The sequence below is a fragment of the Rhizobium rhizogenes NBRC 13257 genome, assembly GCF_000696095.1.
Lineage (GTDB): Bacteria > Pseudomonadota > Alphaproteobacteria > Rhizobiales > Rhizobiaceae > Rhizobium > Rhizobium rhizogenes.
In genome coordinates this window covers 260097-272519 of sequence record NZ_BAYX01000008.1, presented here as the reverse complement: position 1 = coordinate 272519, position 12423 = coordinate 260097, and the positions used below count along the sequence as shown (strand labels likewise).

Sequence of the window (12423 nt, the reverse complement as noted above, 5' to 3'; positions counted from 1 at the left end):
ATGGGACGAGCGCCTTAGCTAACCCTGTATGACTTACAAGGAACAGCCCGAACAGGGCGAAGCCGAACCGGCGCCATCGAAAGAACCGGCGCTTACTGCACTCTCATTGTATCCCGACCAATGGGCGCTGTTTCTCGACATCGACGGCACGCTGCTCGATCTCGCGGAAACGCCGGAAGCGATTGTCGTTCCTCCGTCCCTGCCCTACGCCCTGCAGGCCCTTTCCCGTAAGCTCGGCGGCGCTTTGGCGGTGGTAACAGGTCGCTCGGTTGCCTTTGTCGACCCCCTCTTTGCCCCCTTCCACTTTCCGGTCGCAGGCCTCCACGGTGCCGAACGACGCGATGCTGCGGGACGATTGCGGCGGGCGCTGATCCCGCCTGCTTTTCAGGAAATGAAGAGTGCGATTGCGCGGGAGGCGGAAGCCTGGCCCGGGGCGCTTGTCGAGGACAAGGGCGCCGCGATCGCGGTTCACTACCGACAGGCGCCGGAGCGCGAGGCCGAGATTGCCGAGGCGATGCAACGCTATCTCGAGGAAGCCGGCCCGGATTGGGCTCTGCAACGCGGTAAGTCGGTCGTCGAGATCTGCCCGGCGCGCGCCGGCAAGGGCTATGCCGTCGAAGCCTTTCTCGATGAGGAGCCCTTCATCGGGCGAAAGCCGCTTACGATCGGTGACGACGTGACCGACGAAGCCATGTTTGCCGCCGCCAACCGCCTCGGCGGCCAGTCCGTGCGCGTCGGCCCGCCAAACGGCAAAACGCTGGCGCGTGCATCCATTTCCTCGCCTGCGCGTTTAAGAGACATACTCGCGTCCCTCGCGGCATAGGCAGCTTCGCTGTCGCCTGCCGTATTAGACTTGAAAGGACCGCCCGTGAGCCGTCTCATCGTGATTTCCAACCGCGTCTCCGTTCCCGACAAAAAAGGCAACGCCGCCGGAGGCCTGGCCGTGGCCCTGCGGGCGGCACTTGAAGAACATGGTGGCATCTGGATGGGCTGGTCCGGCAATTCCAGTGGCGACAAGGAGCCGGAGCCGCTGGTGATGACGGACCACGGCAACATCACCTATGCCCTGACAGATCTCACCCAGACCGATGTCGAGGAATACTATCAGGGCTTCGCCAACCGCGTGCTCTGGCCGATCTGTCATTACCGGCTGGATCTTGCCGAGTATGGCCGCAAGGAGATGGACGGCTATTTCCGCGTCAATCGCTTCTTTGCCCATCGCCTCGCGCCGCTGATCCAGCCGGACGACGTCATCTGGGTGCATGACTATCATCTCATTCCGCTGGCAGCCGAGTTGAGGCAAATGGGCCTGAAGAACCGCATCGGCTTCTTCCTGCATATTCCATGGCCGCCGGCCGATGTGCTCGCCATCATGCCCGTGCATCAGGAGATCATGCGCAGTCTCTCCGCCTACGATCTTCTCGGCTTTCAGACGGACCACGACCTCGAAAACTTCGCCAGTTGCCTCAAGCGCGAGGAGATCGGCGACGAGATCGGTCCCGGCCTCTTCAGCGCCCATGGCCGGACATTCCGCGGCGGTGCCTATTCGATCGGCATCGAGACCGCCGCCTTCGCAGACTTCGCCCGCAAGGCGGCGAGCCATAGCATGGTGCGCAAGGCCCGGCAGAGCATCGAGGGCCGAGACCTGATCATCGGCGTCGACCGGCTCGATTACTCCAAGGGGATCACCCAGCGCATCGAGGCTTTCGAGCGTTTCCTCGGCGACAATCCCGCCTATCAGAACCGCGTGACCTATCTGCAGGTCACCCCGAAATCGCGCTCCGAGGTGCCGGAATACGAGGCGATGCAGCAAGCTGTCGCGGAACAGGCCGGCCGGGTCAACGGCGCGATCGGCACGGTCGACTGGGTGCCGATCCGCTATATCAACCGCTCGATCAGCCGCCCCGTGCTGGCCGGCCTTTATCGGTTGGGCAGGATCGGCCTGGTGACACCGCTGCGTGACGGTATGAACCTCGTCGCCAAGGAATATGTGGCCGCGCAGGATCCGGACGACCCCGGCGTGCTGGTGCTTTCGCGTTTCGCAGGCGCCGCGCGCGAGCTGAAGGGCGCGCTGCTGGTCAATCCCTACGACATCGAGGCAACCGCCAATGCCATGGCGCGCGGGCTCACCATGCCGCTGGAAGAACGGCAGCGACGCTGGCGGGGCATGATGGATCATCTTCTGGAACACGATGTCGCACGCTGGTGCAATGATTTTCTGAAGGACCTGACGGAAGAGGCGAAGCCGCCGGTCAATCAGGTCACTTTGCGGCTGGTTCCATGAGCAGCCATTCCGTCAGTCGCCCGGCATGCATGCCCGGCGACTTCGGCGGCAGAAGCCAGTAACCGCGATCCGGTGCCTCCAGCATCGGGCCGGCGGTTACCAGCATTCGTCCGGCCAACAACTGATCCACCAGCCCCATCCAGCCAAGCGCCAGCCCCTGCTCGCCGATCGCCGCCTGCACCACCAGCGAATAGGTATTGAACCGCAGATCGCCATGGCCGGCGTAGGTGTCGCGGCTGATACCAAGTTCGGCGAAATAGCTCTTCCAATCGAACCAGGGTGACGGCGTGTCCGTGTCCAGATGCACGAGCGTTGCCCGCGCCAGATGGCCTGGATCCTCAAACGGACCGTATTTATCGATGAAGCCCTGCGCGCAGACCGGCGCCACCTTCTCGGGCAATAGCAGCACCGCTTCGGGGCCAAACTCCTGACGGGTGCCGAAGACGACGGCGACATCGCCGCTGTCCGACTGGCCGCGCTCCTGCCGCTGCGTGGCGACGATCTGGATATCCAGCTCCGGATAGACCAAACGAAACCGATGCATGCGCGGGATCAACCAGAGTGCTGAGAAGGCATAGTCGGTTCGGAGCCGCACCATGGGGCGTTCCGCTTCAGCGCGAAAGCCGTGCACCAGAGAATCGACGCCACCGACCGCTTTTTCGGCGATCTCTAACAGACGACGGCCTTCCGATGAGAGTTCGACACCCCGATGCTGGCGATGGAACAGGGTGACACCCATCTGCTCCTCGATCCGCCGGATCTGATAGCTGACCGCCGGCTGGGTCAGTCCGAGGCTGGCTGCGGCAGATGACAGGCTGCCTGAACGTGCCACCTCGACAAAAATTCGCAGCCACCCGAGATCTACCGGCCGTTCAGCCATAAAATTCCCTTTTGGTATCCATCGAAAAAAGCAAGCTTTACAGGCTCGATGCTACTGATGTTCAATAAAATCAGCAAATAGTAAGAGAGAATCGTAAAGACCTCTTTCGGCCTCCGATCCCGCCCAAGGAATTCCAGCAATGGCGCGCCCGAATATTCTCATCCTGATGGTCGATCAATTCAACGGAACCCTGTTTCCCGATGGCCCGGCCGATTTTCTCCACGCGCCCGTGTTGAAAGTGTTGGCGGAACGCTCCGTGCGCTTTGCCAACAGCTATACGGCAAGCCCGCTCTGTGCACCGGCACGGGCTTCCTTCATGTCCGGGCAACTGCCGAGCCGCACCCGTGTCTATGACAATGCCGCCGAATTCGCCTCCGATATCCCGACCTTCGCCCACCATCTGCGCGCCGCCGGCTATCAGACGGCGCTTTCCGGCAAGATGCATTTCGTCGGGCCGGACCAGATGCACGGCTTCGAGGAGCGGCTGACCACGGATATCTATCCCGCCGATTTCGGCTGGACGCCGGATTATACCAAGCCGGGTGAGCGCATCGACTGGTGGTATCACAATCTCGGCTCAGTGACCGGCGCCGGTGTCGCCGAGATCACCAACCAGATGGAGTATGACGACGAGGTCGCCTATCACGCCACCCGCAAGCTGCTCGACCTGTCGCGCGGCCACGATGAGCGGCCCTGGTGTCTGACCGTCAGCTTCACCCATCCGCACGACCCCTATGTCGCCCGCCGCCGCTTCTGGGATCTCTATGAGGATTGCCCGGCGCTCGACCCCGAGGTCGGCGAAATCCCGTTCGACCAGCAGGACCAGCATTCGCAGCGGTTGATGAAGGCCAGCGATCACGCCGCCTTCGACATCACGCCCGAACAGGTCCGCCGGGCGCGGCGTGGCTATTTCGCCAATATCTCCTATGTCGACGAGAAGATCGGCGAAATCCTCGATGCGCTGGAGCGCGGCCGCATGGCCGACAACACCATTGTGCTGTTCGTCTCCGACCATGGCGATATGCTCGGCGAGCGCGGGCTGTGGTTCAAGATGAACTTTTTCGAAGGCTCGGCCCGCGTGCCGCTGACGATCGCTGCACCCGGCTGGCCTGCCCGTCGCATCGACCAACCAGTGTCGACGCTCGACGTGACGCCGACGCTCGCCGGCCTCGCCGGTATCGACATCGCATCGCTGCGGCAATGGACGGATGGAGAGGATCTGGCTCCGCTCGCCCTTGGGACGGGAAGCCGTGGGCCGGTGCCGATGGAATATGCGGCGGAAGGCTCCGAAGCGCCGCTCGTCGGCCTGCGCGATGGGCATTACAAGCTGATCCTCTGCGACAAGGACCTGCCCCTACTCTTCAATCTCGAGGCCGATCCCAAAGAACTGACCAATCTCGCTGGCGATCCCGGCCATGCGGAAATCCTGGCGCGGCTGACCGCGCAGGCGATGCAGCGCTGGAACCTCGCCGCCTTCGACGCCGCCGTGCGCGAGAGTCAGGCGCGGCGATGGGTGGTCTATGCAGCGCTGCGCAACGGCGCCTATTACCCCTGGGACTATCAGCCGCTGCAGAAGGCCTCCGAGCGCTATATGCGCAATCATATGGACCTGAACGTGCTGGAGGAGAACCAGCGCTTTCCGCGCGGGGAATAAGCTTTCCTGTGGTTTGGCTTTGCCGGAGACGATATGGTCTGGCCAAAGCAAGGGAGAAAATGTCCATGAAAATCAGCGCACGCAACCGCCTCAAGGGCAAGGTCGTCGAAGTCACCAAGGGTGCGACAACCGCCCATGTCCGCATCGATATCGGCAACGGCTCGATCGTCACCTCGTCGATCACCAACGAAGCGGTCGATGAACTGGGCCTGACGGTCGGCGCTGACGCCTATGCCGTCATCAAGGCATCCGACGTCATGGTCGCCGTCGACTAAGTTTCCCGCTTCTGGCAGTAATGCGCTGTTTCGCCGTCGCCGGTCTGGAAATCACCAGGCTGCGGCGGCGCAATAGGCTTGAACAAGGTCCTGTCCGGCTTCAGGTCCAGAAGCGGCGTGCCATCGAGGCAATCGAGGCCGCGCACGAGCAAGGTCGCGCCCTCTACCGCTTCCAGCTTGACGATGGAGGTGCCGATCGGGTTTGGCCGCACCGGCGAGCGCAGTGAAAATGTACCGTGCACCTTGCCGCTATTGGCCGGGCTTTGCAGCACCAGATCGCGGCGTGAGCGGTCCAGCCAATAGAGAATTTCCAGCCGCTCGAAAGCCTCCACGCCTTTCAGCGCCGGCACCCAGGGCTCGAAGAGCTCGATACGGCAAAGCGGCCCGTCATGCCGCCCCTGACGCGGCGTCTCCATCCGCGAGGTCCATGGCGTCGAGATGCGGCCGATGAAGACGAGACCGGCATCGGTCGCGGCCGGTGGCTCGACGGCCACCTCGTTTTCGCGAATTTCATTCTCGCGGACCATGGTTTCCCCCTTCCGGAGCAAGAGTGTTCGGCGGCTTGGCCGATGTGGTTATGAAATCGATGAATGCCCTGAGCGGAGCGGGCACAAGGCGCCGCCCGGGATAATAAAGAAACGGCCCGGAGAAGGACTGCCACCATGGTTCGAGCACGGGTTCGAGCGCGCCGCTGTCAAGATGCGGGCGCAGCCATTCCTCGAAAAGATAGACGATGCCGGTGCCGGCGATCGCAGCGGCCACGACGAGATCGGTCGCGCCGCCGATGCTGACGATGAGCGGGCCTGTGGGAATGATCCGCACGATTTCGCCGTCACGCTCGAACTCGCAGGGCGGCATCAGGCCGCTAGAGAAACGACCACGAAGACAGGCGTGATTGATCAGCTCGCTCGGATGCTCCGGCCTGCCATGAAGGTCAAGGTACGAGGGTGAAGCGGCAGTGGCGAAGCGCTGGGTGCGTGGCCCGATCGGTATGGCGATCATGTCCTGCTCCAGCCGCTCGTCATAGCGGATACCGGCATCGCAGCCGGCTGCGAGGACATCGACAAAGCTGTCCTCGGCGATGATCTCCAGCTGGATGTCGGGATAGGCGGCAAGAAACCGCGGAACGATGTCAGGCAACACAAGCCGCGCCGCGCTGATCGGCACGTTCAGCCGCAAGGTTCCCGCCGGCCTGTCGCGGAAACCGTTGACCACGTCGAAGGCCGCCTCCATCTCCGACAGTGCGGGGCCGAGCCTTTCCAGCAATCGCTCTCCCGCCTCGGTCGGCACGACGCTGCGGGTTGTCCGATTAAGTAATCGCACACCAAGCTCGGCCTCAAGGCGGCGGACCGCCTCGCTCAAGCCCGAAGGGCTTTTGCCGCTCAGGCGCGCGCCCTCGCGAAAACCCTTGGCACGCGCCACGGCGACGAATGCGCTCATGTCCAGCAGATCGATCTTCACTGTTCGCTACTCCGCACAGCCTGTGCGGATTGTACCGGATTATCACGCAAGGCAACAACGCCTATTTCTGAAGGGAAGCTAAAAAGGAGATATCCCATGTCCAGCATCGACCACTCCGGAACATTCACCCTTGGCGATCGCACCGTGAAGCGGCTCGGCTATGGAGCCATGCAGCTTGCCGGGCCTGGCGTGTTCGGACCACCCAGGGATCGCGACGCGGCGGTAGCCGTCCTCAGGGAAGCCGTTGCGAGCGGCGTGAACCATATCGACACCAGCGACTTCTACGGCCCGCACGTCACCAATGAAATCATCCGGGAGGCGCTCCACCCCTATCCTGACGATCTTGTCATCGTCACCAAGATCAGCGCCCGCCGTGGAACGGACGGGTCGTGGATCCCGGCCATGTCGCGCGAGGAATTGACGCAGGCCGTGCATGACAACCTGCGCAATCTCGGCCTTGATGTGCTCGATGTGGTCAATCTTCGCAGCATGCTCGATGTTCATGGCCCGGTCGAGGGATCGCTCGAAGCGCCTTTGACGGTGCTCGCCGAACTTCAGCAAAAAGGCCTGGTGCGCCATGTAGGGCTCAGCAACGTCACGCCGACACAGATCGCCGACGGCCGCAAGATCTGCGATATCGTTTGCGTGCAGAATTTCTACAATCTGGCGCACCGCAATGACGACGCCCTCATCGACGCGCTTGCCCGCGAGGGCACCGCCTATGTGCCGTTCTTCCCCCTCGGCGGGTTCAGCCCGCTGCAATCGTCAACGCTCTCCGACGTTGCCGAACACCTCGGTGCCACCCCCATGCAGGTTGCACTCGCCTGGCTGCTTCACCGCGCACCCAACATTCTGCTCATCCCGGGCACCTCCTCCGTCGCCCATCTCAAGGAAAATCTGAAAGCGCCCGGGATCAACCTGCCGGACGACGCATTGGCGCAGCTTGATGGCGTGGCAAAGGCCAGCACGACCTGAGAGCCGGAGGCTCCCGTTCCATGATCCCCAATATCACGCCGCCTAGACGGCGTGATTTTCTTTGATGGCGAGGCAGCGCTCCGCCTTGGCCGGTACCGCCCCCCGACGCGCGCTTTTATGACATCGCATGTAATTGAGAGCCTTCGCCCGGCGGCATCGATGATCAGCCACGCTTCAGCGGCGGCCGGCAGAATGCCGATAAACGCAAACGCTAGAACATCACGAAACTATGTTTTCCGGCATTGCCGAAAACCCTAGAAATCCTCCATCGCCGAAGCGCAATTCGAAGCCAGCGCCCAACGCTCCGACGATTGCGTGGCAAGTGCCGCCAAGGTGACCTTTGCGAACCTCGCCAGCAGAATCGTTTCTCCCTCGCTCATCGCCTCGGCAAGGGAAGCGTTCACCGCCTGCTCGATGACGCAATTCGGATTGTCTCCCGCCAGGCCGATCGAGAACAGCTGCGGCGCACCTAACGCATTATGGATATCGAGCAGCGTGATCTCCCGCAGCGGCTGCGCCAGCACCCAGCCGCCGCCATGCCCCTTTTCGGAGCGGACATAACCCTGATCTCGCAACCCGGCCATGGTTCGGCGCACCACGACGGCATTGGTGCCCAGCATCGCCGCAATGGTTTCGGACGTCGCAGCGCCTTCGTGGCGATCCATGTGGATCAGCACATGCAGCATACGGGATAGGCGGGTGTCGTGTCTCATGGCGCGGTTCCGATCGTCTCCGGGTAGCACCGACATCTACCAAAGACACGATCATGCAACAACAGGAGTTGCATAACTATTGACGCCATCAATCACGTAACATAAAAAGTATCATGATATCGAGCCGGCCTTTGCCGGCGATAGAGCAGAATGAGCACGAAAGGCTGATTTCCATGTACTTCGATGTGATCATCATCGGCGGCAGCTATGCCGGCATGTCCGCGGGCCTGCAGCTTGCCCGCGCCAGGCGGGATATTCTGGTGGTCGATGCGGACGAGCGGCGCAATCGCTTTGCTAAGAGCTCACACGGGTTTCTCGGGCAGGACGGCCGTGATCCCGGCCTGATCGCCGCGGACGCGCGCGAGCAACTGCAGCGCTACCCGACCGTCCATTGGTTGAACGCCAAGGCACAATCCGCCAAGCGGATCGAAGCCGGATTTTCCGTCACGGTCGGCGCGGGAGAGTTATTGAAGGGCAAACGCCTGATCCTCGCGACGGGTGTCGTCGATCGATTGCCGGCCATTCCCGGCCTGCAGGAACGCTGGGGGAAATCGGTCTTCCATTGCCCTTATTGCCATGGCTACGAACTCGATCGAGGGCGCATCGGTGTGATCGCATCCTCGGAGCTCTCCATGCATCACGCCTTGATGCTTCCCGACTGGGGTGAGACAACGCTGTTCACGAACGGCGCCTTCGTCCCCGATGCAGATCAGTCATCGCAATTGCGCGCTCGTGGCGTGACGACCGAGACGGCACCGGTTCGCGAGATCCGCGGCGATCGCGCCGATGTGGTGTTGGAAGACGGCAGGATCATTGCGATGGACGGCTTGTTCACCTTGACCCAGACCTCAGTGCCGGCACCATGGGCGGAACAGCTCGGCTGTGCATTCGAGGACGGTCCGGTTGGGCGCTTCATCAGCACCGACGCCATGAAGCAGACGACCGCCAAGGGCGTGTTCGCCTGCGGTGACGCGGCAAGAGCCGCCGGTTCCGTGGCGCTCTCCGTGGGCGACGGAGCCCTTGCCGGCACAGCGGCCCACCGATCCCTTATGTTCGACAATGATTGACGGTGTCCGGCGCCGACATGCGCGAGGCTTTTATTACATCGCATGTAATTGAGAGCAGCACCTCACCCGGGGTATCTGACAATCGTCTTCTTGCAAGAAGAGCATCTCGAACCCTTCAACATAGAGAGCTTTCGCCGGGACGATGTCGGTGGCCACGATTCTTCGTTCCAACGGCAGGCTCAGGAGAACCCCATGACCACGATGTCATTCACGAAAAAAGACGCTCCCCAATGGCTGCTGTCCTTCTGGCGGGAAATTGACGACAAGACCTTCGGCGAGGGCTTCAATTGCTTCGCGGAAGACGCGACATGCAACCTCGGCATTGCCGACTGGAAAGGCCGCGACACCATTCGTGAGAACTTGCGCGCCTTCATCGACACAGGCTTCACCGCATTGCATGATGTTACCGAATATTGGGACGGTGGATCGCTCAAAGTGTTTCGCGGGACCGTTACCATGACGCCCGATGACCGAACACAGCCGGTGGTTAGCCCGGTCATGACCCACTTCTTCTATATGGATGAGGTCGAGCCGACCAAAGTGCGTCATTGGTACGGATCCGTCGGGCCTATCGCCTTCTGACGAAAATCTACGGTGGCGGAGTTATCGAATGATGGCCCCGCCACCGACGAACGAAGCGAGGCTTCTGCCGGATGAACTCTTCCCGCATCAATTTAAGAATGCCGAATGAACTCGGACCGCAGCTGCGCGCATGGCGCGACACACGCGGCAAGAGCCAACTCGATCTTTCCCTGGACACCGGCATTTCGCAGCGTCAGATAAGTTTTATCGAAAGCGGCAGGAGTACTCCTGGCCGTCACAATCTCTTGCACCTTGCCGAGGTGTTGGACGTACCACGCCGCGAGCGCAACTCCCTGCTCCTCGCAGCCGGCTATGCCCCGATCTATGCCGAAGGAAACTTCGACGATCGCGAGATGCAGGGCCTTACCAAGGCCCTCAAACGCATGCTTCGCCAGCATGAGCCGTTTCCGGCTGTAGTAATGGACCGCTACTGGAACGTCGTCATGACCAACGACGCGACCCCGCGCTTCTTCAACTGTTTTATCGACATGGCCGGACGCGCGGCACCGCGTAATCTCCTCCATCTGATGTTCGACCCCGAGGGTATGCGGCCCTTCATTCCAGATTGGGAACAGACGGCAAAGAGCCTGATGGGGAGAGCCTTCCGCGAGTCCGTCGGCCGCGTTATCGATGCGCGAACGAAGGAGCTTATCAATAGTCTGCTTGCCTATCCCGATGTGAACGCCGAATGGAAAACATCCGTAGCGGCTGACAATACGCCCATGATCCCTCTGTCATTTATGAAAGACGGACAGCTTCTGAGATTTTTCTCACTGGTCACGACGGTCGGCACCGCGCAGATGATAACGGCCCAGGAGTTGCGGGTCGAATGCCTATTTCCGTTGGATGAAGCCACGGAGATTCACCACGCCGAACTGATGAACGCCGCCCAATAGAAGGGCAGCATCAAAGCAGCAGTCGCTGATATCACGCCGCCTTGAAGGCGTGATATTCCTTGATGGCGACCATTTTGATAGCCGGGTAACGTTCCGCCTCGTAACGCAGCGAGAAGCCGTCCTGGGCGAGGAAGACCGGGTCGCCATCGAGGTCGCGGGCGATGTCGCCGCGACGGGCGGTGAGAAACTTGTCGAGGTCGGCGGGCTGGTCGGCCGAAATCCAACGGCAGACGGAAAAGCGCGACATTTCGAAGGAGACAGGCAGGCCGTATTCGGCCATCAGCCGCTCCTTCAACACGTCAAGCTGCAGCGCGCCAACGACGCCGACGATGGCGGGCGAGCCGTCTTCCGGCGAGAAGAGCTGTACGACGCCCTCTTCCGCCATCTGCTGCAAGGCTTCCTTCAGCTTCTTTGCCTTCATCGCATCTTCAAGACGCACGCGGCGCAGGATTTCCGGCGAGAAGTTCGGCACGCCCTGGAACACCAGCGATTCGCCCTCGGTCAGCGTATCACCGATGCGGAGCGTGCCGTGGTTGGGAATGCCGACAACATCGCCGGCATAGGCGGTATCCGCAAGCTGGCGCTGCGAGGCGAAGAAGAATTGCGGCGCGGTGAGGCCGAGCTGTTTGCCGGTGCGCGACAGCCGCGCCTTCATGCCGCGCTCGAGCTTGCCCGAGCAGATGCGGGCAAAGGCGATGCGGTCGCGATGGTTCGGGTCCATATTGGCCTGGATCTTGAAGACGAAGGCCGTCATCTTGTCATCGGTGGCGTGAACCGTCCTGATATCGGCGACCTGGTCGCGCGGCGGCGGCGCGAATTCACCGAGCGCGTTGATGAGGTCGCGGACGCCGTAATTGCGCAACGCCGAGCCGAAGAAGACCGGCGTCATGTGACCTTCCAGGAAGGACTCCCGGTCGAAGGGACGGCAGGCTTCGATCGCCAGCTCCGTTTCGTCGATGAAGCCCTGACGCTCGTTTTCCGGCAGCCTGCCGGCCACAGCTTGCGGGCCGTTGACGGGGGTTGGCGCCACTTCGGTATCCGAGCCGCGAACGGTGTTGTCGGCCAGATGATAGGAGCCGCAGAAGCTCTTCGCCCGGCCGATCGGCCAGGTGATCGGCGCGGTGTCCAGCGCCAGCTTTTCTTCCACTTCATCGAGAATTTCGAAGGGATCGCGGCTTTCGCGGTCCATCTTGTTGATGAAGGTGATGATCGGGATGTCGCGCATGCGGCAGACTTCGAACAGCTTCAGCGTCCGAGGCTCGATACCCTTGGCGGCATCGATGACCATAACGGCGGCATCGACGGCGGTGAGCGTGCGATAGGTATCGTCGGCGAAGTCTTCGTGGCCGGGCGTATCGAGAATGTTGAAGACATTGCCTTCATATTCGAAGGTCATGACCGAGGTCACGACCGAGATGCCGCGTTCGCGCTCGATCTTCATCCAGTCGGAGCGCGTCTGGATGCGATCCTTCTTCGCCTTGACTTCGCCGGCAAGCTGAATGGCGCCGCCGAACAGCAGCAGCTTTTCGGTGAGCGTTGTCTTGCCCGCGTCCGGGTGGGCGATAATAGCGAATGTGCGGCGGCGGGAGACTGCCTCGGCGAGACTTTCGGCCATGCGTGTGAATCCTGTGAATTG

The 12423-nt window shown here is 61.6% G+C and carries 13 protein-coding genes; 8 read left to right on the top strand and 5 right to left on the bottom strand.

Annotated elements, in window-relative coordinates:
- Window positions 1–28: 28 nt before the first annotated feature.
- A complete protein-coding gene (gene otsB, locus RRH01S_RS20015) occupies window positions 29–823 on the top strand; it encodes a trehalose-phosphatase (RefSeq protein ID WP_007702754.1) in 795 nt (264 codons plus the stop codon).
- A 45-nt stretch (window positions 824–868) separates the two neighbouring features.
- Window positions 869–2284: an alpha,alpha-trehalose-phosphate synthase (UDP-forming) gene (otsA, locus tag RRH01S_RS20010; protein WP_007702755.1), complete on the top strand. Its 1416-nt coding sequence runs from the start codon at window positions 869–871 to the stop codon at window positions 2282–2284.
- Here otsA and RRH01S_RS20005 read toward each other — a convergent pair.
- Window positions 2262–3164 (bottom strand): choline sulfate utilization transcriptional regulator, encoded by a 903-nt coding sequence (locus RRH01S_RS20005; RefSeq protein ID WP_007702756.1) that lies wholly within the window; start codon window positions 3162–3164, stop codon window positions 2262–2264. The two genes, otsA and RRH01S_RS20005, sit on opposite strands and share 23 nt — an antisense overlap.
- 139 nt (window positions 3165–3303) lie before the next feature.
- On the opposite strand from RRH01S_RS20005, the gene betC reads away from it, so the two are divergent.
- Entirely contained in the window at window positions 3304–4818 is a 1515-nt protein-coding gene (gene betC, locus RRH01S_RS20000; RefSeq protein WP_042473913.1) for a choline-sulfatase, read from the top strand.
- A gap of 65 nt (window positions 4819–4883) precedes the next feature.
- Window positions 4884–5093, top strand: a complete 210-nt coding sequence (locus tag RRH01S_RS19995; protein ID WP_007702758.1) for a TOBE domain-containing protein — start codon at window positions 4884–4886, stop codon at window positions 5091–5093.
- Here the strand turns inward: RRH01S_RS19995 and tsaA are convergent.
- Complete coding sequence (tsaA, locus tag RRH01S_RS19990; protein WP_007702762.1) at window positions 5090–5620, bottom strand: tRNA (N6-threonylcarbamoyladenosine(37)-N6)-methyltransferase TrmO; 531 nt, start codon at window positions 5618–5620, stop codon at window positions 5090–5092. The two genes, RRH01S_RS19995 and tsaA, sit on opposite strands and share 4 nt — an antisense overlap.
- Entirely contained in the window at window positions 5604–6554 is a 951-nt protein-coding gene (locus RRH01S_RS19985; RefSeq protein ID WP_042473910.1) for a LysR family transcriptional regulator, read from the bottom strand. Before RRH01S_RS19985 ends, tsaA begins: the two co-directional genes overlap by 17 nt.
- Before the next feature lie 96 nt (window positions 6555–6650).
- On the opposite strand from RRH01S_RS19985, the gene RRH01S_RS19980 reads away from it, so the two are divergent.
- Window positions 6651–7529 (top strand): aldo/keto reductase family oxidoreductase, encoded by an 879-nt coding sequence (locus RRH01S_RS19980; protein WP_042473907.1) that lies wholly within the window; start codon window positions 6651–6653, stop codon window positions 7527–7529.
- A 254-nt stretch (window positions 7530–7783) separates the two neighbouring features.
- Here RRH01S_RS19980 and RRH01S_RS19975 read toward each other — a convergent pair whose 3' ends face one another.
- Window positions 7784–8242: an Rrf2 family transcriptional regulator gene (locus tag RRH01S_RS19975; RefSeq protein ID WP_042473905.1), complete on the bottom strand. Its 459-nt coding sequence runs from the start codon at window positions 8240–8242 to the stop codon at window positions 7784–7786.
- A gap of 173 nt (window positions 8243–8415) precedes the next feature.
- Between RRH01S_RS19975 and RRH01S_RS19970 the strand changes: the two genes are divergently transcribed.
- The 3 genes from RRH01S_RS19970 to RRH01S_RS19960 all read left to right on the top strand — a co-directional run bounded on the left by RRH01S_RS19970 (window position 8416) and on the right by RRH01S_RS19960 (window position 10787).
- Window positions 8416–9309 (top strand): NAD(P)/FAD-dependent oxidoreductase, encoded by an 894-nt coding sequence (locus RRH01S_RS19970; RefSeq protein WP_042473901.1) that lies wholly within the window; start codon window positions 8416–8418, stop codon window positions 9307–9309.
- 192 nt (window positions 9310–9501) lie between these two features.
- Window positions 9502–9891: a nuclear transport factor 2 family protein gene (locus tag RRH01S_RS19965; protein ID WP_042473897.1), complete on the top strand. Its 390-nt coding sequence runs from the start codon at window positions 9502–9504 to the stop codon at window positions 9889–9891.
- 98 nt (window positions 9892–9989) lie between these two features.
- Window positions 9990–10787, top strand: coding sequence for a helix-turn-helix domain-containing protein (locus RRH01S_RS19960; RefSeq protein WP_374188759.1), 798 nt, complete (start codon window positions 9990–9992; stop codon window positions 10785–10787).
- Between the two features lie 31 nt (window positions 10788–10818).
- Here the strand turns inward: RRH01S_RS19960 and RRH01S_RS19955 are convergent, their stop codons facing one another.
- Window positions 10819–12402, bottom strand: coding sequence for a peptide chain release factor 3 (locus RRH01S_RS19955; protein ID WP_007702777.1), 1584 nt, complete (start codon window positions 12400–12402; stop codon window positions 10819–10821).
- Window positions 12403–12423: the final 21 nt, after the last annotated feature.

Excerpts from the sequence above, each read along its gene's own strand:
- otsB (WP_007702754.1), top strand. The coding sequence starts at position 29 with ATGACTTACAAGGAACAGCCCGAACAGGGCGAAGCCGAACCGGCGCCA.
- RRH01S_RS20005 (WP_007702756.1), bottom strand. The coding sequence starts at position 3,164 with ATGGCTGAACGGCCGGTAGATCTCGGGTGGCTGCGAATTTTTGTCGAG.
- betC (WP_042473913.1), top strand. The coding sequence starts at position 3,304 with ATGGCGCGCCCGAATATTCTCATCCTGATGGTCGATCAATTCAACGGA.
- RRH01S_RS19995 (WP_007702758.1), top strand. The coding sequence starts at position 4,884 with ATGAAAATCAGCGCACGCAACCGCCTCAAGGGCAAGGTCGTCGAAGTC.
- tsaA (WP_007702762.1), bottom strand. The coding sequence starts at position 5,620 with ATGGTCCGCGAGAATGAAATTCGCGAAAACGAGGTGGCCGTCGAGCCA.
- RRH01S_RS19980 (WP_042473907.1), top strand. The coding sequence starts at position 6,651 with ATGTCCAGCATCGACCACTCCGGAACATTCACCCTTGGCGATCGCACC.
- RRH01S_RS19975 (WP_042473905.1), bottom strand. The coding sequence starts at position 8,242 with ATGAGACACGACACCCGCCTATCCCGTATGCTGCATGTGCTGATCCAC.
- RRH01S_RS19970 (WP_042473901.1), top strand. The coding sequence starts at position 8,416 with ATGTACTTCGATGTGATCATCATCGGCGGCAGCTATGCCGGCATGTCC.
- RRH01S_RS19965 (WP_042473897.1), top strand. The coding sequence starts at position 9,502 with ATGACCACGATGTCATTCACGAAAAAAGACGCTCCCCAATGGCTGCTG.
- RRH01S_RS19960 (WP_374188759.1), top strand. The coding sequence starts at position 9,990 with ATGCCGAATGAACTCGGACCGCAGCTGCGCGCATGGCGCGACACACGC.
- RRH01S_RS19955 (WP_007702777.1), bottom strand. The coding sequence starts at position 12,402 with ATGGCCGAAAGTCTCGCCGAGGCAGTCTCCCGCCGCCGCACATTCGCT.